The organism is Caballeronia sp. INML2, from assembly GCF_023631365.1.
Classification (GTDB): Bacteria; Pseudomonadota; Gammaproteobacteria; order Burkholderiales; family Burkholderiaceae; genus Caballeronia; species Caballeronia turbans.
In genome coordinates this window covers 22,690-43,961 of record NZ_JALQDH010000088.1, presented here as the reverse complement: position 1 = coordinate 43,961, position 21,272 = coordinate 22,690, and the positions used below count along the sequence as shown (strand labels likewise).

16 protein-coding genes and 1 pseudogene are annotated in these 21,272 nt (G+C 61.5%); 5 read left to right on the top strand and 12 right to left on the bottom strand.

The annotated features are described in order from the left end of the window. Window positions 1–75: 75 nt before the first annotated feature. Window positions 76–1,365 carry an IS110 family transposase gene (locus NCT32_RS29625; RefSeq protein WP_250490888.1) on the bottom strand — a complete coding sequence of 430 codons (1,290 nt, stop codon included), beginning with the start codon at window positions 1,363–1,365 and terminating at the stop codon, window positions 76–78. A 738-nt stretch (window positions 1,366–2,103) separates the two neighbouring features. Between NCT32_RS29625 and NCT32_RS29620 the strand changes: the two genes are divergently transcribed. Together NCT32_RS29620 and NCT32_RS29615 are read left to right on the top strand one after the other, a co-directional pair. After that, window positions 2,104–2,361, top strand: a complete 258-nt coding sequence (locus tag NCT32_RS29620; RefSeq protein WP_086974054.1) for a type II toxin-antitoxin system ParD family antitoxin — start codon at window positions 2,104–2,106, stop codon at window positions 2,359–2,361. Continuing rightward, a complete protein-coding gene (locus tag NCT32_RS29615; protein ID WP_086974055.1) occupies window positions 2,358–2,657 on the top strand; it encodes a type II toxin-antitoxin system RelE/ParE family toxin in 300 nt (99 codons plus the stop codon). The genes NCT32_RS29620 and NCT32_RS29615 overlap by 4 nt, the downstream gene beginning before the upstream one ends. Before the next feature lie 159 nt (window positions 2,658–2,816). Here the strand turns inward: NCT32_RS29615 and NCT32_RS29610 are convergent, their stop codons facing one another. From NCT32_RS29610 to NCT32_RS29600, 3 genes are all read right to left on the bottom strand, one after another. Next, window positions 2,817–3,116 (bottom strand): DUF4148 domain-containing protein, encoded by a 300-nt coding sequence (locus NCT32_RS29610; protein WP_250490887.1) that lies wholly within the window; start codon window positions 3,114–3,116, stop codon window positions 2,817–2,819. Window positions 3,117–3,258: 142 nt separating this feature from the next. Next, window positions 3,259–3,435 (bottom strand): LacI family DNA-binding transcriptional regulator, encoded by a 177-nt coding sequence (locus tag NCT32_RS29605; protein WP_250490886.1) that lies wholly within the window; start codon window positions 3,433–3,435, stop codon window positions 3,259–3,261. A gap of 91 nt (window positions 3,436–3,526) precedes the next feature. Then, on the bottom strand, window positions 3,527–4,417 hold the full coding sequence (locus tag NCT32_RS29600) for a hypothetical protein (RefSeq protein WP_250490885.1): 891 nt from the start codon (window positions 4,415–4,417) through the stop codon (window positions 3,527–3,529). Between the two features lie 341 nt (window positions 4,418–4,758). Here NCT32_RS29600 and NCT32_RS29595 point away from each other — a divergent pair, with 341 nt between their 5' ends. Together NCT32_RS29595 and NCT32_RS29590 are read left to right on the top strand one after the other, a co-directional pair. Next, window positions 4,759–5,166, top strand: a complete 408-nt coding sequence (locus NCT32_RS29595; protein WP_250487472.1) for a hypothetical protein — start codon at window positions 4,759–4,761, stop codon at window positions 5,164–5,166. A 135-nt stretch (window positions 5,167–5,301) separates the two neighbouring features. Then, complete coding sequence (locus NCT32_RS29590; RefSeq protein WP_250490884.1) at window positions 5,302–6,681, top strand: hypothetical protein; 1,380 nt, start codon at window positions 5,302–5,304, stop codon at window positions 6,679–6,681. Between the two features lie 763 nt (window positions 6,682–7,444). Here NCT32_RS29590 and NCT32_RS29585 read toward each other — a convergent pair. The 3 genes and pseudogenes from NCT32_RS29585 to NCT32_RS29575 all read right to left on the bottom strand — a co-directional run bounded on the left by NCT32_RS29585 (window position 7,445) and on the right by NCT32_RS29575 (window position 10,010). After that, window positions 7,445–7,795, bottom strand: coding sequence for a hypothetical protein (locus tag NCT32_RS29585; RefSeq protein ID WP_250490883.1), 351 nt, complete (start codon window positions 7,793–7,795; stop codon window positions 7,445–7,447). Beyond that, window positions 7,792–8,505 carry a hypothetical protein gene (locus tag NCT32_RS29580; RefSeq protein ID WP_250490882.1) on the bottom strand — a complete coding sequence of 238 codons (714 nt, stop codon included), beginning with the start codon at window positions 8,503–8,505 and terminating at the stop codon, window positions 7,792–7,794. Before NCT32_RS29580 ends, NCT32_RS29585 begins: the two co-directional genes overlap by 4 nt. Before the next feature lie 480 nt (window positions 8,506–8,985). Then, window positions 8,986–10,010 (bottom strand): annotated as a pseudogene (locus NCT32_RS29575) (IS110 family transposase). A gap of 44 nt (window positions 10,011–10,054) precedes the next feature. Here NCT32_RS29575 and NCT32_RS37700 point away from each other — a divergent pair. Next, a complete protein-coding gene (locus tag NCT32_RS37700; RefSeq protein ID WP_250490960.1) occupies window positions 10,055–10,405 on the top strand; it encodes a DUF4158 domain-containing protein in 351 nt (116 codons plus the stop codon). An 868-nt stretch (window positions 10,406–11,273) separates the two neighbouring features. On the opposite strand, the gene NCT32_RS29565 is transcribed toward NCT32_RS37700, so the two are convergent. The 5 genes from NCT32_RS29565 to NCT32_RS29545 form a co-directional block, all read right to left on the bottom strand. Then, the gene (locus tag NCT32_RS29565) at window positions 11,274–12,209 is read right to left on the bottom strand and encodes an aldo/keto reductase (protein WP_250490881.1); all 936 of its coding nucleotides are present in this window, start codon (window positions 12,207–12,209) and stop codon (window positions 11,274–11,276) included. An 87-nt stretch (window positions 12,210–12,296) separates the two neighbouring features. Continuing rightward, entirely contained in the window at window positions 12,297–13,616 is a 1,320-nt protein-coding gene (locus NCT32_RS29560) for an epoxide hydrolase family protein (protein WP_250490880.1), read from the bottom strand. 220 nt (window positions 13,617–13,836) lie between these two features. Continuing rightward, window positions 13,837–14,196, bottom strand: a complete 360-nt coding sequence (locus tag NCT32_RS29555) for a BON domain-containing protein (RefSeq protein WP_250490879.1) — start codon at window positions 14,194–14,196, stop codon at window positions 13,837–13,839. A gap of 146 nt (window positions 14,197–14,342) precedes the next feature. Further along, window positions 14,343–20,279: an AAA family ATPase gene (locus tag NCT32_RS29550; protein WP_250490878.1), complete on the bottom strand. Its 5,937-nt coding sequence runs from the start codon at window positions 20,277–20,279 to the stop codon at window positions 14,343–14,345. Window positions 20,280–20,414: 135 nt separating this feature from the next. Beyond that, window positions 20,415–21,254 (bottom strand): enoyl-CoA hydratase/isomerase family protein, encoded by an 840-nt coding sequence (locus NCT32_RS29545; RefSeq protein ID WP_250490877.1) that lies wholly within the window; start codon window positions 21,252–21,254, stop codon window positions 20,415–20,417. Between the last annotated feature and the right edge of the window lie 18 nt (window positions 21,255–21,272).

Here is a 21,272-nt window from a genome sequence, read left to right as displayed (position 1 = left end):
GGTCAGCAATCCGCCTGACTGCTGACGTTGAACAGAACCTGCCGTGATGTCCGCAACATGCCCTGAGCCGGTCCGTCAAGTGATTTGAGCTAGACACCCGAGGGTTTCATTAGACGCCGCGTGCAGGAGCAGCGGGGAGCCACGCTTCCTCAACGCGTTCAGATAGACACTCTCATCATAGACTCGGCCAGTTTGCCAGCATCGATAAAGGACGCGTATCCATTTGAATGCCAGTGCCCTCACCGCAGCCTGGTGCGAAGCTCCCTTGGCGCGCTGCTGGCGATAATAAGCGCCGGCCCAAAACGATTTGTTGACTGTCTGGTCGGCCCATTCGACAAACGTCTGGCGCAGGAATCTCGGACATTGCCAGCGCCAATGCACCCAGCTTTTCTTGCCACTGCGCTCGGTGACGGGTGCGATGCCCGCATACTGCTGCAACTCATGCGCGCTGTGAAAGCGTTCGCGTTGCTCCCCGAACGCAACGAGCAGGCGCGGCGTCAGATGCGGCCCCGCGCCTGGAAGCGACTCAAACAATGCGAAGTCCGGTAGTGTCGGAGCAAGCGCTGCGATCTCTTTATCGAACATGTCGATGGCTGCGAGTGTGGTTCGCAACTGTGCGACCAATGCTAGCGAGTGCAGCCTATAGGGCGTGATGATGCCGGTGTCATTGGTAAGTGCCGCCGCACTGCGAATCGACTTGATACGTTGCTCAATCAACAGGGCCCGACGGCAGTTGTGCGAATGGAAGAACGCTTCAAGCGTTTTGCTGTGCGCACGCTTGACCGTCAATAACGTTGGCCATTGAGACAAGAAGTCACAGAACAGCATCGTGTCGATTTGCTCGAACCAGTCGAGCGTCTGGGGAAAATATTGCTTCAGCGCACTGCGCAAGCGATTGGTAAAGCGGACCTTATCGCTGACCAACAAACGGCGCTGCTCGATTAGACTCGCTAACGATCGCATGCTGGCGCTCTGCGGTGTTAGCGGTGTGAACCGCTCGGGATGACGCCGCAGCAGGTCCAGGGCGAGTTCTGCATCGGAAGGATCGTCCTTTGCGCGACTCGGCTTGAACGCCTGCCGATACTTCGCTAGCGTCGTCGGATTGATCGGAAACAAAGTGAAGAAATCATACTTCTGCAACGCGGCGACGATCGGGCCTTTAGCCAATTCGAGCGCGACGGCGATCGGGCCGCCGAAGCGTTGATGCAACGCTCTTGCCCAGTCGTCGATGCACTCCACCCGATGCGGAATGCAACCGAATTCCACGTTATCTTCGCCGCATATCTGCAGGCAGAAGTCATGCTTCGTGTCTCCCCAGTCGATGCCGACGGAGGCAACGAAGTGCCGAGTCGATTGCGTTGCCATCTGCGCCTCCACAAGTGGTAGATTGGTGACAGGGGCATGCAGGCTTGAGCTCAGCGAAGTCATTATAGTGAGCCGGTGCGACGGCGAACCCTGAGAATTCGTTATCGAGCGCAAGCGCATCTGCGGGCTCGAAGATATTGCGGTAATCGTCCAGGCGATTGGCCGACTTATTCGTAGCTTACAGATGCATGCCCCGCCACTGTCGGACAGGCAGCAAGCTGCCTGTCCGACAGTATCTATCGATCAAGGGCGGGACACAGACTACCTATAATGGCCGATTAGCGAGCAGCGCGGCCCTCCTCTTTGCCCCGACTTCGTTGACGGGCCGGGAATCGCCGCACAAGCGGCAAGCAATGTGCCTTGTGATGGTTGCCGCGCCGCGCTTCAAGGCCGCCCGTCATCGCGGATCTGGTCTTTGGAGACAAACGCCGACAGCAGATGTCACCGTCTTTGCCGATCCGGCTGCTTGCCTTATCAATGCCAACATCGCGCACGGAGTGCGCGAACGCTTTCCGTTAAGCCTTGCAAGGTGCAGGTTCGCGGGCGATCGCGGAGCCGGTGCACTTCTACAACCGTATCGTCCAACTTCTCCTGAGCGGTCTGCTTTTCAAAAACAATCGACACCGGCCTCCTGCGCCGTTGTCTGCCACCAGTCCTTTGCAGCAGACGGTGCTGACCCCGCTTGATAATAGTTATTAAGGGTTATACTGTGGGGGTGACTTCCTGGAGGGCAGAACCATGATCAGTGCAGACCTTGGACAACAGCTCGAGGGATACATTACGAAGCTGGTCGAAACCGGACGGTACGGCTCGAAGAGTGAAGTGCTGCGCGAAGGCGTGCGATTGATTCAGGATCGCGAGACGCAGCTTGCCGCGTTGGATGCCGTGATCGAGCGAGGCATCGCCGATTCAGAGGCTGGCCGAGGACAACCCGGCCAAGAAGTGTTCGACCGGCTTGAAGTTAAATATCAGGCGATGATGAACGGCAAGGCATGATCGTTCGCATTTTACCGGCCGCCGAGGCCGAGCTTGAGGCCATCGGCGACTACATCGCCCGCGACAATCCGCGCCGCGCCTTGAGCTTCGTTCTTGAGATGCGTGACAAGTGCATGAGCCTTGCAGACATGCCCCTCGCCTACCCGCTCGTGCCTCGATACGAAGATCGCGGCGTGCGGCATCGGGTTCACGGCAGCTACCAGATTTTCTACCGCGTCACGGGTCAACCCGAGCGCATCGACGTCATTCACGTCCTGCATAGCGCCAGAGACATCGCCGCTATCCTTTTCCCCTAGACACACCCACGAAAAGAGCCCACAACGAGTTAAGTGCTGGGCAAGCCATCGGCTACGCCGGTGGCGGAGGTGCAATTAAGCAAACTGGCCGTCTGCGGTGCCACCACAGCGGCCAGTTCTCTTGTTTTTAAGTCGGAGCCTCGTGGCTCTGTCGATCGATTAGTGACCGAAATAGACAGGCGCGATGCTATTGCCGGTGTGAGCCGGGCCGCCCGAAGCCGACGCAGTGTCAGCCACGCCGCCGTAGCTCGTTTGCCCGTTCTGCGCCGCGACCTTCGCTTCGGCAGCTTGGATCTCGGCCGGATACGTCACGCGATCCGTGCTCGGGTTATATCCAGCGCGTTCGAGCTGGACCAGTTCTGCCTTTACTTGCGCGCGGCTCAGCGGCTGGCTTTGAGCGCAAGAAGAAACCGCCGGAATAGCGAGTGCAGCGGCGACGACGATAGTTGCGAGTTTCATGATGCTTACCTCCGAGTCTTGTTTTTCGCAAACAGCCCTGCTTGCGTTTCAGTGACTCAAGTCTAGGTAAGTACCCGCTTAAGATTAATGAGCGTTTGAACAACAAATTCTTGTTGTATTCGGGATAACCCTAGGTCGGTGCTCAACCGGTCACGGTCTCGCGGATTTCCGGTGCGACCTCGTCGCGTCCGTTGAGCTCGTTGAGCACGCGCGATACCGAACCCGCGGACACCTTCGCGAGGCGCGCGGCGTCCTGAACGGTCCGTGAGCCAATGCCTATGCCGAAAGTCCAACCGCCAGAGTCCGCTTCGCCTTCCACGCGCAGCCGAAAGTCCGGAGCGAGATTTCCGAGTCAGTGATTCGGTTTTCGATCGGGACGCGGTGGTCCGAGGCTCGGTAGCATAGGCAGCTCATCGGTGCTGCACGTTCCGCGTTGCCATGTATAGGTCAAACAGGCCCGCATGCAGACGGCGGATGTCCTGACGAAGGGCAATTAGTCCGCGCTGTTCGCCTTCACGTTCCCGACGCAGAATCTCTCCCAGCAGGGCAGTCGCACGCGATGCCGGCAGGTCGCGCTGCACGCGCGCCTGGCCGAGCCTGCCTGCAACTGCTGGTTTGCTGATCAACAGCCACGCGGGGAACCACGCGTAATCTTCAATCTCGCCAGTGCCTGGGAACTCTGCATCAAAGCGTCGACGCAGCGCGTCGAGTGAAGCGTCCCTCAGGGTGTCGAAGAGCGCGGCGACCTTGGCCGGCGCCAACCACGCCAATTCCGCAAATAGCGGCCACGCGGCGTCGATTCCGGCGGCACGATAGCGCGCCTCGGTCATCCAGGCAAGCGGCGACGGAATGCGCCACCAGGATACAATCGTTTCGACCGCTTCGCTAGCCGCGGCCCAGTCGCTTGCTCGAAGCCACAGCGGTGCCGCGTGACTGTCAGGGTCGACGCCACTGTACGGCAACGCTGCGGCACGCTGCGCAAGTTCACGCCAGCATGTTGCCATCCACGATTGAGCGTACTGCCCGGGCAGTACTTGTTGAGCAGCGTGCGACACCTCATGCTCGAAGTGACGGCAGATCACAGCCAACTCAGTGTGGTCCGTCACGGCGAGCGTTGATGCGTTCTCGAGTTCGTGGACAAGCACCGTCATTGCAGGCAGAGCACTGTCGCGCGCGTAGTCGGCCGCGAGCACTGTCAGCGCCGCTCTCGCTGCGGCGGCGTCGCGAAGCTGCAACTGCTCGACCACATCATTGCGCATTGCTACGTCCCGGCTGTCGGCAAATATGTCGAGTTGCTGCATCGTCGTTGCGCTCAAGAAGGTCCAGGAAGAGCGTACAGGCTAAGCGATTTCGCCGCGTCAAAAAAGCTGCGATGCGTCATTGCACGCAACGCTGTGTTGATCCGTCGACTGTCAAGGAAAGCGACGCATTATTGAGATGCCTCCAAGTTCGCCGACTCACATATGGTTGGCCCATCCCGCGCGTGAACGAGGCATGCGACACAATAGCGCGCCTCTTAGCCAGTTATCATTTTGCCGCACGCATCTAGCAGACACCTTTAAGTCCTTCTTTGCCGATGTCATCTCGCCGCCCTTCCTCGCAATCTGCTCGGTCGCTGTGGCGCAAACCGCTCAGCAAAGAGATGCTGCTGCCCCTCCCGTCTTCAGCAGCGCAGACTGTCGCCTTGTCGAATCACTTGACGTTTGCCGCCTGTCGGGCCGGTGCTGGATCGGCGTATCTTTTTAACGAGCTTATTCAACTCGTCTACGTCACGTTCTTTGTGCAAGATGCGGGGTATGGGGACGCGGATGTAAATATTTATGCACGCGCTGAAGCGGCTCTGGAGCGCTGTTTGCAGCGCGCCGAAGTCGAGCGGCGATGGGCGTTCGAGGCGGCGGACCTGCCGTTGTTCGAAGCGGTGTTGCAACAGGCGGACCGACAACTATCGAGTGCGCCAAGATATGTTCACGTTGCTGCACGAGACAGGCTCAAACGGTTCGCCGCTAGCGGGCGCGCCTCGCCGCTCAGTTCCACTGCGGCGCGCCACTAATCGCGATCGGTACCCGCCGCGCGAACGCGCCCTCCAGCACCACACACGACGCGTGCGTGGCGATAGTCGCTCAGATCGAACGACGGCCGATATAATGGAACGCGGAAATTTCACGCATTGCACCGGAGTTCTCCTATGAGTCAAACCCGCGGACCGAATGCGGGATATCGGGGCAAGCCAAACAGTCGGCGCCAACCTCATCACCTGACGAATCCGAAGCGCCCACCGCGAGGCCAACCTCCTATAAAGGCGAGTGATGGTGGAATCACGCCGGCGTCGATTATTAAGACTCGCTCGTTGAAATTACTCGTCGATGCGGTCGGCGCGGAGAATATTGCGTTGGGACTTGACTCCAGCATGACCCGAATCGCCGAACTAATGCGCGGAGAGCGATTTACGCCCGAAACCGCCTTCCACATGGAAACGACGCTCGGGCTACCGTCCGGCTTTTTCGACCAACATCATCCGGCCCTCTCGCCGGAGACGATTGCGCGCCTGAAGGCGCCGCTCGAGTTCGTCCATAGGGAAGAGATTGTCGATGAAGGTGACATCGACGCAGCACCCCTTCTTCCAAGTGCGCAGAAGCCATCGCTGCTTGCGAGCAGCTTGTCCAAGGATACGACCATGCCGTCTAAGAGTTCGAAGGAAGCGTCGGGCGCGCCCAAGACCCGTGCCCAAAAGGCTTCTGCGCAGACAAGCGGTCAAGCTGCAAGAGCAGGAGATACGTCCAAACCGCACGGGTCGCATCAAGCGGCCGGGCGCAAGCAGGCCTTGCCAAACGGCGGTGCGACCGTAGAGCGCATCAGGCAGGCCAATCTTCACGTTCTCACCGCACGTAACGGTTCGAAGGTCAAGCTCGGCGCGGTGTTGGGTCTTAGCGGTTCGAATATGGCGCACCGACTACACGGTAAGAAGCGCATGGATGATGCTGAAGCCGAGCGTTTCACCGCGGGGCTTGGCTTGCCTGCAGGGTGGCTCGACACGCCCCGCATTGAAGCCGACATTCCCGAGTCAGTCGCGCAGTTGCTCGCGCCCGCATCACGCGTGCGCGCGCCTGGCCAAGCACCGGCGCCAACCGCTGCGGCGGCGTATGAGGATACACAGGTCGCAGCCGCTCCGACCAGCGAGATGGATGGAGCGCTGCCTAGCACTTCTAGTAACCCGTACACCGAGCCATTGCCAGCTGATGCGGCGGGCCACGGCAACAGCATTGGGAGTCCTCAGCACGAGAAGGTCAGCGGTGCCGTTGCAACCCGCGCCGGCAGCCCCCTGGAGCGCATCGAAAGCCACGCCCCCGCCCCCATCTCTGCGCCCGGGGAGTCGCTGCCCCCGTTGTCAACGTCGGAATCTACAGCAACGCCGCCCTCCGCCGCTTTGGGAACCAACCTAGACGGTCTTGACGGGATCCCACCGATCGCCGAGGCACTCTTGAAGACGCTCGCCGGCAAGGCGCGCACCGGTCGCTTGGACGAGTTGAAAGCCTTGGAGCTATTGCAACAAGCCGTTCTGCTATGACAGCGACGTCCGGAAAGCTCTATGAGTGCGGGTCTCACGGACGGACTCGCCAAGGCGCCGCCCGTTGTCGAGAGGCAGCAATCGAGCACTGAAGCATCTTCGAGGACGCCGCTACGCCACGCGGCGTTCATCGCTCGGCCCTACCTCCACCTGTTTCTGTGCGATCTCCTCGACGTCAAGCTCAAGCACAGACAGCCGGGCAAGTTGGGCGGGCAGCAACGCGTAGGCGACGCGTAGCTCATGCAGACGTGCCCTCCAGTACCGAACGCTTATCGGCAACGGAGCTGATGTTGCACGCACTGCCGTCACCAGTTTCCGTATATGAGCGAGTTCGCGATCAGCTTCCAGGGAGGTCCGCTTGAGCAAGCCGGGCGACGTACCGCGGACGTGATGTTTTCGGTCGACTGCGGTTGTCTTCATACGCTGTGCATCTCCTGATCGGTTGAGACCAGCGTATTGAGATTCTCGGGATGTCAAGGAAGCATGCGGGCGCGCAACCGGCCGGCCTTGGGGCCCTGGCTGCGAACGATCGGACCGTGCCGGATTCACGCACAGAAGTGCGCGACGCCCAAGGGCTGCATCAGCCGATACCCTTCTCTTTTCTTCTTTTCTAGCGCCGGGCGGCTTCCATGCGTGTGTGCAACGCTCGCCCCACCAGCGAATTCGCATTGCTAATCAGGCTTCGCACACAGTCGTCCACCGCGGCCATCGGCACGCGACCGGCGAGCGCCGCGGCAACGAGGGCATCTAGGCATTGACGACGTCAATTACCGGGATTTCGTAGCCGTAGCCGGCTTCCATCAATGCAGCGCGGACAGGGCACACTCCATCGCAAACTGCGCCTGCTCGCCTCGTAATCTCGCGCCGCGCGAATGAGCGTTTTCGGATTGGTGGGACTCTGCCTGGACAGCGCGACCGCCTGATCGAAGAGGCCGGCGTCTTTTGCAGCGGCGAACCACTTGCCTTCCGAGCCGGGCTCACTCCGAATCAGGTCGGACAAGATCGTTTCTTGCGGTCTTTCAGGATATTTTTTGGCAATGCCCCGGAACGTTGCGAGGTACGTGCCTGCACGATTCGCGGAAATGGCGTAGCGCTCGTAGGCTTCGTTTCTCATCCCGCACCCGAGAAGAATCGTCTCGCACGCTCGCACGCTCGCGCGATCGCGTGCTCGGGCGCGTTCAGCCCTCGACTCGCTTCAGCCAGACGAAGCGCATCGCCCGGACGTCCGAGCGAAACCAGCGCGTCAACGGCCCAGCGTCGATACCACCAGGACTTCAGCCGATCACGCTGGGCGAGCTCAACAAGCTCCTCGAAGCGGCCGGCAGTGAAAAGCGCACTCAAGCACGGCACCGTACCGACGAAGTAGTTGAAGCCTTCGGCCTGAAGCACGTGCGTGACAAGCGGCAACAGCCGATCCGCCCATTCCGACGCCAACTCGGGCGTGACGCACAACGTGCCCGAGTGTTCGCTCAGATGCTCGATGTAGGGCATCTGGTCTTCTTGCAAGGCCTCGAATAGCCTGTCCAGCCAGCGGCGGCGTACAGCAAGCGTCACGTCGGCCGCTACGATCACCGCCACAAGCGTGTCGATCGCGCGATTGACTGCACTGCCCAGTGCGCCCGAGGAACTATCGACCTGCTCCAGTGCAGGTGATAACTTTTCGAGGAGGAGAACGGCCCCTTCGGCAGCGATCGCGCGATCCGTACGCGCGACCAAACGAATCTCAGAGACCGCCTCCTTCAGGCGTTGGATCGGTAGCAACGATCGCCACCCGAACGAATTGCGTCGGAAGCGTGAAGCGAATGTCCATTTCGGTGAGGGCATGACAGTTACGTTTCATCAGCAGGGTGCACTATCGGAGCCGTCGCGGTCGAGTCTGGGCGATAGTTGAGGTGGTAGTTGAGACGCGATAGTCCGTGGCGCGTGCGCATCATTTCATCGGCGGTCTCAGGACATCGCGAGCATTGTCCCTCGACAGGCGCCTGACCCGCAGCGACACGCATAAAGGGGTAATCGTCCTTTTCGTGCATGTATGGACCCGACGCTTTTTGCAAGCTTCTTGTTCGTGATGTCGAAACGGTCTGCATGCATGTATCCGGCTTGCCAGATGGGCAGTTGCCGAAGCACGCCCGCAGCCTCGATGAGATCCGCGCACCCCGTCCTTAGCAAAATCGCGGCTCGCCAAAATTGGCAGCCGGCACGAAAAACAGGCTTCAGGATGCTGGTTCAACCTATTTCGTCATCGCTTTGAGAAGCTTCGCAAACCTGGGTGGGTGTCGCCTCCTTGCAAGCGGTTTTAGGCCGTTAGGCTGCGGCGCTTCGCGGCATATAGGTCCCATCGCTGCTGAGCAGTGCCTGAATGATCCGCCCATTCCGGTTGGCCAATGCGACCGCCGCGCAGTTATGTCCGCGTCGCCCCATCAACTCTTGAAGCCAGATACTTTGCGGATCACTTTTTGTCGATGCATAGCGCAAAATAGCTCGAGCGCCATGAATGAGTAAGGTCCGCAAGTATGTGTCGCCGCGTCGGCTGATGCCGTGCAGGTGGGGTTTGCCGCCAGACGAATACTGTCGAGGCACGAGACCCAGCCAGGCGGACAGATGCCGGCCGTTGCGAAACTGCCTAGCGTCGCCGACCGCTGCAACAACAGCCGTGGCGGTAATCGGACCGATACCAGGAATCTCGGCGATCTTCCTGCAGAGCGCCGACGTCTTCATGAACGACTGGATAGATGCCTCAATGAGATGAACACGCTCCTCTATGGCGCGCAGGTGCTGCAGCAGTTCGGTGAGGAGCGTCTGGCAAAACGAGGTCAGTTCATCTGCGCTCGTGCGCAGCAATTCCGGCATCGCGCGCTTGAAGGCTTCCGGTGAGCGCGAAATGGCCAGCCCGCGCTCGCCGAGCAGGCCACGTATCTGGTTATCAGCGCGGTACGGTGACGTAGCAGAATGGGGCGCATGCGGTGTGCCGCCAGGATGTCCTGTTGCTCAACCGATTTGATCGTGACGAAGCGCATCGTGGGTCGGCTGGCGGCGTCGACAATCGCCTCCGCATCGTTGCGGTCGTTCTTGTTCGTCTTGAGGAACGGTGCGACATATTGCGGACTGATCAGCCGGACTTCGATACCGATCGACTGGAAACACCTCGCCCAGTGGTGGGCGGTGCTGCATGCTTCCATGACGACCACTTTGGGATTCAATGTCCGCACGGATTCGAAGAAGGAGCTCCGCGAGACCTTCGATCGATGCACGACACGGCCGCGACGATCAGCGCCGTGGAGGTGGAAGATCTGCTTCGCGAGATCGATGCCGAGAACGTCGATTTCCATGATGAACCCGTCCCTTCGCGCTCACCGAAAATGATGTCGCCGCGATCAACGCGCGCTTTCGACGCGACCGACGCGCGGGTGCCGCGATTCAGTTGGTCTTTCTGCGGGCGAGCGGTCATACCCTTGACCATGTTGGCACCTTGCCGCGCCAGTTGCTGCGGTACGTCGGTGAGCGCCTCGACCTACCCACCCCGACAATTGCCTCGCTTCGTACGCTCTACCAACGCTACAGGACGCAGTACGAGCATCAGATCTGGGCTTGCGAATATCTCGGACTGAGGGGTCAATCGAGACGGGCCATTGGCCGGAACTCGAAGCATGGATGCGACGAGATGCCACCGCATCTATTACGCTCGACGTGCTGTTCCAGCATGCCCATTACTGGCTATATATGAGCAGCGGATCCTGATGCCCGCCGAGCGGACCCTGCGACATCTGGGCCGTTTCATTTGCTCGGACATCGAGCGCGACGTGCTCGCCATGATCGACGTGACTGTCACGGAAACGCAGCTGATACGTGCCGATGCGTCCTCGCTACCCAAGAGGGAACCTCCGGCCTGAGCGTTCTCGAATGGCTAAAAATACCCCTGCCCGTCACAGTCCTTCGACCCTCACCGAGACCCTCGCGAAGGGTCCGTTTCCTCAAGGAGCTCGGTGCACATGAATGGGCGTTTGATTCCGTGCCAATCGAAAAGCAGCGTGCGGCCTTCTTGATGTCATCGAGACGATCTGCATGCGCGGCAGTCGATGCGGCCGCGAGTAACGCCATCAGCAGCGCGGGAAGCACCGCGCCCCAAGGGTCTATTTTTCCATTCCTTCGTTCGTTGCATCGATGCGCCGTCGCAAAGCAAGAGCGCGGTGGCGAGGCTCGCACTCTAACGGCGCGACTCGCGCAAGGGAACGGACTTTTGGACAGGTCTAAAGGCGTGCGCGCGATATGGCGCCGTCGCGTGCTTCCTCACGCGCTTGCTCGCGCGCGGGAAGAGCATATGAACTCCGCTGCCATACCGATATCGCGATTGCTCGCCTGGCTCGTATTGGCGCGCGCTTTAACATATGCCGCTTCCATGAAGCTTCCAGCGCCCGACCATTTTCCGCAGCGCCTTGTTCGAACCCAAAAGCCCGCTAATTGTCGCGCGTTTCATCGATCGCGTGTTCCGCGTCGAGCTCGCCCGTTGCCGACGCGTGCCAGTGAGCATCCAGCGCCTGACCGATTGCTTCCCTTGGCATCGATTGCCTCCCCATGCGGTTCGGGATGCAACATCATCTGCGTGGCGGAATGAATCCCGGGCTGCCGGTCTTCACCACCTCGTTATATCGCTGCCTCGTCTGAATGTGATTGATGGTGTCGAAAGCGTCGACGGGAAGCGCGCTGATCTCGAAATTCTCGCGCGCACGGGCCGCCGTCTTGGGCGTGGTCAGCAGCGCCCCGTCGCGCTGCACGGCCCACGCAAGAAGCACTTGCGCGGGCGTCCTGCCGGTTCGCCCGGCAATGGCCGCGACGACAGGATCTTCGAGCGGCCCCGGCCTGATGCCATGACCTAGCGGTGCAAAGGCCAGAAATACGATGCCCTTCTCCTTGCAGAAGTCCAGCAACTCCGTTTCCGGCAGATAGGGATGCGCTTCGATCTGCACCGCCGCCGGCTTGATGCGTGCCGCTTCGTACAGCGGCCGCAATTCGTCCAGGCCGATGTCCGACAGCCCGATTGCGCGACATTGGCCATCGCCGACGAGATCTTCCATCGCTCTCCACGTATCGAGCAAGGTGACGCCATCATCGTAGATCACATTGCCCTTTTCATCGCGGGGGTCCTGCTCTTCGCCCGGTTGAAACGCGAAGGGCGTGTGTATGAGGTATAGATCGAGATAGTCGATTCCGAGTCTTTCGAGGCTCGCATCGAAAGCACGTTTGACGCGCTCCGGCCGATGATTGGTGTTCCACAGCTTGGTGGTCACGAAGACATCATTGCGCGAGACCCCTTCCGCAAGCCCGCTTCGCAACGCTTCTCCGACTTCGCGCTCGTTCTGGTAGCGCTCGGCACAATCGAAATGGCGAAAGCCGATTTTCAGCGCGTCGCGGGTCGCGCTGATGGTCGTCGCGCGGTCGGGTATCAGCGTGCCGAACCCGAGCACGGGCATGCGGCCGCCGCCATGATCAAGCGCGATGGTGCGGGTCCGAAAATCCGGAGACTCAATCATGGCGATACCTCCTCGGCATCTCGTGGCAAGCGACGAAGACCGGCGCGTGCGCGCACGATTGCATCGTCAGGTTTCGCGTCCATCCTGTTATCGAAGCGACTGAAAGCTCGCGCGAACTTCCTGCGTGAAAGCTTGCGGCTGTTCCCACGCGGCGAAGTGGCCGCCTTTGGGCAGGCGGTTGTAATGGATCAGCTTCGGATAAGCCTTCTCGGTCCAGCTTTGCGGCGCAGCGTAGATTTCATCGGGAAAGACACTGACCGCGACCGGGAGCGTCACGTGTTTAGGTGCGAAGAAATTGAGTTTGTTCTCCCAATAGAGCCTCGCCGACGAAACGCCCGTGTTCGTCAACCAGTAAAGCGTGACGTTGTCGAGAATGTCGTCGCGCGTCAGCCCCTCGGACTCTCCCGCGAAGACACGTGCAATCAACGCCTGGCTCGCGGCGTCGTGATCGAGCATCCACGCAGCGGCGCCGACGGGCGAATCCTCGATGCCGTAAAGCGTCTGCGGACGATTCGCCATCTCGAGCGCATAGCCGAGACCGTGCTTGTAGAAGTAGTCGAGTTGCTCGAACGCGTGCTGTTCATCGGGTGAAAGACCTGCCGGTGCGGGCTGGCCATACTTGAGCGCCTTGTCGATGTCATCAGGCACCGTCGCCGGCATGTTGGTGTGTATGCCGAGCAATCCCGGCGGCGTCAGCAGCGCCATCTGCTCGGTGACGGCATTGCCCCAGTCGCCGCCCTGCGCCACGTAGCGCGTATAGCCGAGACGCTGCATCAGCACCACCCACGCGCGTGCTGTGCGGCCCGGGTCCCAGCCGGCCGCGGTTGGCTTGCCCGAAAATCCGTAGCCGGGCAGCGACGGGATCACGACGTCGAAGGCATCGGCGGCAGTGCCACCATGTGCGATCGGATTGGTCAGCGGATCGATGATCTTCATTTGCTCGATGATCGAGCCTGGCCATCCATGCGTGACGATCATCGGCAGCGCGTTCGGCTGTTTCGAGCGCACATGGATGAAGTGGATGTCGAGGCCGTCGATCTCGGTGACGAACTGAGGCAACGCGTTGAGTCTCGCCTCGACCTTGCGCCAGTCGTAGTTCGTCGTCCAGTAACGCGCGAGGCTTTGCATCGTGACGAGCTGCACGCCCTGCGATGCATCGGCGACGGTTTCGCGCTCGGGCCACTTCGTCGCCTTGACACGCCGTTTCAGGTCGGCGAGCTGCGCTTCCGGCACGTGCACACGCAAGGCGCGAATCGCGGTCTTGTCGCCGCCCTTGGGCTGTGCGATATCGGTGACGAATGTATCGGCGAAAGCGAAGCGGCTCAATGAACCCGCGGCCACGGCCGCAGCGGCCATACCGATGAAGCGCCGGCGCGACGCGGTCCCGTAAAGCATATCGTTTGACATACACACTCCTGCTTGAAGCGTGGGGCTCGCTGCAACTGCAATCAACGCCGGACGCAATCGATGTCGCCACAGCGGCTGCGCGGCCGTCGCACTACGAACCGCGTCCACGATCCGATGGTGACTCGACGCTCGCCGGCTTCGATCTTGCCCGAGAGGCGTGCAGCGGACGGTGGTTCATCGCATCTCCCGCAAAGCCGTATGCGGACGGTTTCGTTGCCGCTCAGTTGCCCGCTTCTCCGACCGTGAGCCGGTTATCCACGCTGCTCACGCCCGACACCTTCCTCGTGGCCCCCGCTGCGGAGTCGATCTGCGACGGATCGGGCACGGTGCCTTCCAGCGTGATGCTGCCTCCACGCGCGAGCACGTTGATATGCGATGAATCGAGCCCTTTGACGTGCGTGAGCGACTGACGCACCGAATGACTCAGCGCACGGTTGTTCGCCCGTTCCTCTTTCTTGCTGACGGCATCGGTGCCGGCTGACGATGAATCGGCCGCCGATGCGTGCGGAACGACACCGAGCGAAGTGGCGACGAGTGCCGCCGCGGCTGTGATGGCAAGAATCAATGGTCGGATCTGCATGCCTCTCTCCTGATGATGTGAAGCCACGACAATCGTCGTTAACCTTGCGCGGCAGTCTTCATTAGAGGAGTTCGTGCGCAACGCTTCAATCATCCGCAGGTATGCTCGCCCATACATCGGTATATCTTTCAGGCGGCGCGCGCCGCTTACGAAGCCTCTGCCAGCGGCAACGTGAAGAAGAAGCGTGCACCGCCATGGGGCGACGCGTTATCCGCCGCGATCTGCCCGCCGTGCGCCTCGATGATCGAGCGGCAGATCGCGAGTCCCATGCCCATGCCGTTGTCCTTCGTCGTGAAGAAGCTCTGAAATACGCGATTCATGTCCTGCGGGTCGATGCCTGGCCCGCCGTCCTCCACAGAACACATGACCGAAGACGCGTCGGGCATCGTCGTTCGTATCGTGATCTCGCCGCGCGGGTGCGCCTTCGACTCCATCGCCTGCATCGCGTTGACGAGCAGATTCACGATGACCTGCTGCAACTGCACGCGGTCCGCCGTCACCACCGGCGCACCCGCCGCACTTCTTCGCACGATGTTCACGCCGTGCGCATGCACTTCGTGCTGCAGAAACACGAGCGCTTCGTCGATGAGCGCATCGAGCGGCGCCGCGACGCGCTTTGCATCGCGCCGCACCGCCATTGCACGGATGCGATCGACGATATCGACCGCACGTTGCGCATCGATGGCAATGCGCTGTCCGATGAGCCGCGCTTCGGCGACATCCGGCACCGGACGATCGAGCCAGCGCGTGCCGAGCGCACTGTTCATCGTGATCGCCGCGAGCGGCTGCTTCAGTTCGTGCGCGATCGACGCGCTCAGTTCACCGAGCATGGAGATGCGCGCCGCATGGGCGAAATCCGCCTGAAGGCGCTGCAACATTTCTTGCGCGCGAATGCGTTCAGTCAGGTCGACGAGACTGATCAACGCAATGCCCAGTTCCTCTGTCGCGCCCGGCCGTGCCACCGTCAGCAACACGTCGATCATGCGGCCGTCGAGCGTCGGGAGCCTGGTGGTTTCCTGAAACAGCGCCGCGCCGCTATAGCGGCTCTCCAGCGCCCGCCGGAAGGTGCCGGGGCTGTCGCGCCAGACCCACGACAGCGGACCGAGCAGCACGCTCCTGTCGCGCGCGCCGAACATCTGCGCGGCATGATGGTTGACTTCCTCGACGACGAGCAGGTCCATCGCCCGATCGAGCCATCCAGGATGATTGTCGATGTAGTCGGAGAGATCTTCCACGCCTTGCGCGCGCAGTTCCGACAACAACGTGATGAGCGGTTGCGCATCGATCTGCCACAGCCCGACGGGCATGTCGAAGAACAGACTGCGATAGCGATGCTCGCTGCGCACGAGCGCCGCATGCGCCTGCTTGCGCGTGGTGATGTCCTTGAGCGCGCCGAGCACGCGCATGCCCGCATCCATGTCCGCGATCACGTGCCCCACCAGTTGCAGGTGCCTGACGGAACCGTCCGGCATCATCAGACGGTGCTCGACATCGAAAGGCTGCCGGTCGTGCGTTGCGCGATCGAGCATGAGGCGCACGAACGTGACGTCGTCGGGGTGCACGCGCGCCAGCATCAGATCGAGCGTCGGCACGGTCGCGGGATCGTAGTCGAAGATGCAAAAGCTTTCCTTCGACCAGAACAGCTCGCCGCGCGCCACGTGCCAGTCGAAGCTGCCGGTGCTGCTCAACTGCTGCGCGTCCGCGAGCAAAGCTTCCGCATGTTGAAGATCCGCATAGAGGCGCGCGGTTTCGAGCGACATGGCCGCCTGCGACGCCAGCAGGCGAAGCACCGCCGTGCGAGCAGGCGTGAACACGTTCGAGGCCAGACTGTTTTCGAGGTAGAGCACGCCAATCAACCTGGTCTGCTTCACGAGCGGCAGACAGAGGATCGAGCGGCAATCGTTGCGGCGGATGTACTCGTCCGACGAGTACGGATTCACCGATGATGCGTCATCGAGCAACAGGCTGTCGCCGGTGCGCATCACGTAGCGCAGCACCGATTCGGGCAGATCGGCATCTTCCGCGCGCTGCTTCGTCAGACGCACTTCGACGACTTCCGCGCGGGTCGTCGCTTCGGCTTCCACGCGCAGTTCCTTGCGCCGTTTGAGGATCAGCACGCCGCGATTCGCGCCGGCATGTTCGAGCGACAGCCTCATCAACGTGTCGATCAACTCCTTCAGATCGACGCCACTGAAGATGGCGCGCGACACGTTGACGACAGTCGCGAGATCGAGCTGTTCATTGGACGTCGCGATCGTATTGTCGAACTTGGACGTCACGTGACGCAATTGCGCATGGCTGCGTACCATCTGGCTCACCTTGCCCCTTGCGCCCCAGCGGTCGTAGCATGAGCGCGCATTGAGAAGATAGCTGTCCGCGATCGTTTCCAGGCCGCGCTCCGCATGAAAGCGCGCGGCAAGCTCATGCGCGAGCGCCTGGTTCTGGATGAACCCGTGCTCGCGCGCCGATCGCACCGCCTCCTCGTAGAAGTGCATGGCTTCCGGGTCGCGGCCCTCCACGCGTGCCAGTTCCGCTGAAACCAATGCGTGCCGATGACGGAAGTTCTCGGGACAATGTTTCGTCCACAAAGCGAATTTCTCACAAGTCGCATGAATCGCATCGCGCCACTCGCGTTGCTGCCCGGCATTTGCCGACGCGTGAAGCGCGGCGAGCGTCAGCGCATGAAAGAAGTGGAAGGTGGCCTCGATGGGTAGCGCCATGGCCGCATCGAGTATCGAGCGCGCCTGGTGGGCGGCCTCGAGTGCATCGCCATAGCGCGCGTCGAGGTACGCGAGCATCAGGCGCATGATGTGATGGAACGCGATCCCGCAGCCGAAATTGGCCCGCGCCACCACCGCGAAAGATGCCTCGGCATTGAATTGCGGCACGCCGCCCGCGAGTCCTTGCAGCGTCGCGACGAAATGCTGCTCGAGGCGGATCGTTTCATAGACCGCGTCGTTGCGGCTCTGCCGCGCAAACGAAGCGTGGCGCTCCGACAGGCTCAACACGTCGGCGAGCGGCGTGCCTTTTTCTATCGTCTGCCAGACCGTCGTGAAGGCGAGATATCCCGCGAAGGCCAGATCTCCCACGTCCAGGCACGCGGCACTCGCCCGTTCGAGGATCGGCAGATCGGTCATGATATGGCGCCGCCAGAAGTTGATGTGATTGCCATGCAGATGCAGCAGCTTGCCCTGAAAGCGCCGGTTGCCGAACTTCTCATTGAGCTTGAGCGACATCTCGGAGTACTGCACGGCCGAAGCGATATCGCCGAGGCTCGACACCAGCATCAGCGAGTAGTTGCCGTAGGCGAAGCTCGACTTGTCGGTATTGCCCGCGCGCAGCGAGAGATTCACCGCCTTCAGCGTGATGAGCGGATAAAACGCGGGCCGTGCGACGAACGCGCATGGCATCGATTCCACCAACAAGTCGACGATGGCCCAGATGGCCGGATCGGACGCCACCGGCGCATCGACAAGCGTGCCGATGGCGCGGCCCGCGAGATTGAGAGTCGCGTCGCGCAACTCGGCTTCGACTTCGGCATTCACGGCGGCATCGTCGAGCGGCAGCAGCACGTCGAAATCGCGCAACGCGAGGCGCGCCACTTCGAAGCTTTCGTCGAAGCGTCCCGCGACCTGGTACAGCTCCATGCGCAAACCGAAGACCTTCGCACGGTCGAGCGTGGAGCGCGCACGTTCGAGCAGCATGTCGAACAACGCGTCTGCCCGCGTGAAATCGCCCGCCAGATACTCGCATTCGGAGAGCGCCAGATACAGCTCGAAAGTGCGCTCGTAATGGCACGTCCACGCATCATGTGCGAGCAGCGCGGCACCGTGTGCGAGATAGGTCCGCGCGGATGAGAACGCAGCCGAATTCATCGCGCGCTGTCCCGCCGCATAATTCAGCGCAACTGTACGCCGGCGCTCGGCTTCGTCGGTCATGAGCGACGCGGCACGGTTGAGGTGACTGACGCTCTCGAAGAGCAACTCATCGAGCGTGTCCGGCGATGCCGCCGATACCAGCGCCCGGCCAATGCGCAAGTGAGCCGCCGCGCGCTCGTCGGCGGGAATCAGCGCATAGGCCGCTTCCTGCACGCGGTCGTGCGCGAAAACGTAGGCGTCGTCAACCCGGCGCACGAGGCCCGCGCTCATGGCGCCCCACAGCTTCCTGTCGATCGATGCGGCGGACTGGCCATCGATCAATGCAAGCGCCGCGATCTTCGCGACATTGCCGAGGATCGCGAGTTGGCCGAGCGCATCACGCGTGGCTTCCGGCAGGCGGCTGAGCTTCGTCGCCATCAGCTCGGCGACGTTATCGGTCATGCCCTTGCCGTGGATGCGCGGCAAGTCCCAGGCCCAGTTGCCAGCATGATGATCGAATGCGATCAGCGTTTCATCGACGAGCGCCGTGAGGAACTGGATCACGAAGAACGGATTGCCACCTGTCTTCTCATGCACGAGTTGCGCGAGCGGCCCTGCCGCCGCAATCGAACAGCGCAGCGAGTCGGCCACGAACTCCGTCACGTTTGCAGGCGTAAGCGGCGTGAGATCGATACGCTCCATCGTCACGCCTGTATCGCCGATATCGTTCAGCATGCGCGCGAGCCGGTGGCCGGCGTCGACTTCGTTATCGCGATACGCACCGACCAGCAACAGATGCTTCACCTCCGCATGCGTGGCGAGATGTTCGAGCAGGTCGAGCGTGGCGGCATCGAGCCATTGCAGATCGTCGATGAAGAGCGCGAGGGGATGCTCGGGCCGCGCGAACACGCTCACGAAGCGGCGAAACACGATACGAAAGCGATTGTGCGCGTCCTGTGGCGGCAGCCCCGGCACCGCCGGCTGCTCACCGATGATCAGCGCGAGTTCGGGAATCAGGTTGACGATCAACTGGCCGTTGGGCGCTAGCGCATCGGTCAGTGCACGCCGCCAGTGCTCGACTTCGGCATCGGTCTTGTTGAGCAGATCGCGTACGAGCGATTGAAATGCCTGCGCAAGGGGCACATACGGAATGTCGCGCTTGTACTGATCGAATTTTCCCGACGCGAACAGCCCGCGTGTCGGCACCAGCACCTTGTGCAGCTCGTTGACTACCGAGGACTTGCCGATGCCCGCATAGCCCGAAATCAGCACACGTTCGGTGCCCCGCCGCGTCACGACGCGATTGAATGCCGCGATGAGTTCGCCGATCTGCGCATCGCGTCCATAAAGCTTTTCGGGTATTCGCAAGCGATCGGACGCGTCGCGCGTGCCGAGCGCGAATGGTGCGATTGCATGACGCGCTTCCCACTCGGACAGGCACGTGAGCAGATCCGTCCGCACGCCTGATGCGGTCTGATAACGCTGTTCCGCGGTCTTGGCAAGCAGCCGCTCGACGATCTGCCCGACCGGCGCCGGAATGCCTTCCACACGCTGGCCGGGCGGAACCGGCTTGCGCGCGATATGGCAATGAATCCATTCGATCGCATCCGTGGCACTGAATGGCGGCGCGCCGGTAAGCATCTCGTATAGCGTCACGCCGAACGAATAGAGGTCGCTGCGCGCGTCGATCGAACGGTTCATGCGGCCTGTCTGTTCGGGCGCCATGTAGGCCAGCGTTCCCGCGATGATTTCCGGCGGCGCCGGCGGCTGATGTTCATGCGGCAACAGCGACGCAATGCCGAAGCCAGTGAGGCGCACGTGATCTTCGGCACCGACCAGCACGTTGGCAGGCTTGATGTCCTTGTGCACGATGCCGCACGCATGCGCCTCGCCGATAGCCTGCGCGAGATTCGCCGCGATACGCAAACAGCGCGTGAGTTCGAGCGGACGTCCGAGCATGCCGATCAGCGGATCGCCGCCGCTGTCGTCGAGGATCAGTACCGGCGGCACGCGCCCCAGATCGAGCGCGAGCGGTTGCGCCGCCCATTCCGGATCGAGCAGCGTGGCGAGGCTGTACTCGTGTTCGAGGCGCATGATGCTCTGCGATGCGGGCTGCGTGGCGATCAGCGCAAGCACCGAGACGGGCGAACTCGGACGCCGCGCGCGGCACAGCGATAGCTCGCCGTCGTCGTGCAGCGGCTCGAGCGAAAAGCCGGTGAGATCCATCAAGATGCTCCTTGTCTCGCTGCTCTCATCCGAGGAAAGCGAAACGTCGGACTGCACGGATCGCTCGCCGAATCGAAAAGTAGCCTAGCACGCGAGGAGCGGGATGCACCTCCGATGGATCAGTTCATGTGGACGCTAGCGCCAGAGCGTACCCGTGTAATAGCCGAGTCGCGCCTCGACATCGTGATTCTTCTGCAGGCCGAGTTCCATCAGTTGGGCAATCTTCTCCTGCGCCGCCGGACGGCCGACAGACGCGATGAAGGCATCCCATTCGGGGGCGACAGCCGAATCCGGCGGCAAGGTTTGTGTGTTGACCTGCTGCTTGATCGCGGCGAGCGATTGCTTGTCGAAGGAAGCGATGCGCGTGGCAAGCGCATCGACGAAGTCGTCGAGTTCGGCATCGGGAAAGGAGCGGTTCACGTAGCCATAGCGTTCGGCCAGCGGGCCGTCGATATCGTTTCCGCTGACGAGCACTTCGAGCGCACGGCCCCGGCCGATCAGACGCGATAGCCGCGTCATCGGTCCGCCGCCGGGAACCAGCGCCGCGCCGATCTCCCATTGCGACAGCAGCGTGCCTTCGCTGCTTGCAAAGCGCATGTCGCTCGCGAGTGCGAGTTCACTGCCGACGCCGGTTGCGCGTCCGCGTATCTTTGCAATCGAAATGACCGAAGTCCTGCCGAGACGCACCAGCATGTCGGGCAACGGCGGCAAGCCCGTCGGTCCTGGCGGCATGCTCGTGGTAGCTTCGAGCGGCGGCACGAAATCGTAGTGCGTGAGAAAGAAGCCGGGCACCGCGCTTTCGAAGACGACCACCTTGACATGCGGGTCGGTTTCGAGCGCGGTCACGGCCGCGTTGAGTTGCGGCATTGTGTCCGGCCCGAAAATGTTGAAGGGCGGATTGTCGAAGATGATCCGCCAGTAAAACGGATTGCGAGGTTCGATTCTGATCTGCGCGTGCGCGCTATCGTAGGCCATCTCTTTCTCCATGGAAGC

Coding starts and splice junctions, on each gene's coding strand:
- NCT32_RS29625 (WP_250490888.1), bottom strand. CDS start 1,365: ATGGCAACGCAATCGACTCGGCACTTCGTTGCCTCCGTCGGCATCGAC.
- NCT32_RS29620 (WP_086974054.1), top strand. CDS start 2,104: ATGATCAGTGCAGACCTTGGACAACAGCTCGAGGGATACATTACGAAG.
- NCT32_RS29615 (WP_086974055.1), top strand. CDS start 2,358: ATGATCGTTCGCATTTTACCGGCCGCCGAGGCCGAGCTTGAGGCCATC.
- NCT32_RS29610 (WP_250490887.1), bottom strand. CDS start 3,116: ATGAAACTCGCAACTATCGTCGTCGCCGCTGCACTCGCTATTCCGGCG.
- NCT32_RS29600 (WP_250490885.1), bottom strand. CDS start 4,417: ATGCAGCAACTCGACATATTTGCCGACAGCCGGGACGTAGCAATGCGC.
- NCT32_RS29595 (WP_250487472.1), top strand. CDS start 4,759: ATGCTGCTGCCCCTCCCGTCTTCAGCAGCGCAGACTGTCGCCTTGTCG.
- NCT32_RS29590 (WP_250490884.1), top strand. CDS start 5,302: ATGAGTCAAACCCGCGGACCGAATGCGGGATATCGGGGCAAGCCAAAC.
- NCT32_RS29585 (WP_250490883.1), bottom strand. CDS start 7,795: ATGAGAAACGAAGCCTACGAGCGCTACGCCATTTCCGCGAATCGTGCA.
- NCT32_RS29580 (WP_250490882.1), bottom strand. CDS start 8,505: ATGCCCTCACCGAAATGGACATTCGCTTCACGCTTCCGACGCAATTCG.
- NCT32_RS29565 (WP_250490881.1), bottom strand. CDS start 12,209: ATGATTGAGTCTCCGGATTTTCGGACCCGCACCATCGCGCTTGATCAT.
- NCT32_RS29560 (WP_250490880.1), bottom strand. CDS start 13,616: ATGTCAAACGATATGCTTTACGGGACCGCGTCGCGCCGGCGCTTCATC.
- NCT32_RS29555 (WP_250490879.1), bottom strand. CDS start 14,196: ATGCAGATCCGACCATTGATTCTTGCCATCACAGCCGCGGCGGCACTC.
- NCT32_RS29550 (WP_250490878.1), bottom strand. CDS start 20,279: ATGGATCTCACCGGCTTTTCGCTCGAGCCGCTGCACGACGACGGCGAG.
- NCT32_RS29545 (WP_250490877.1), bottom strand. CDS start 21,254: ATGGCCTACGATAGCGCGCACGCGCAGATCAGAATCGAACCTCGCAAT.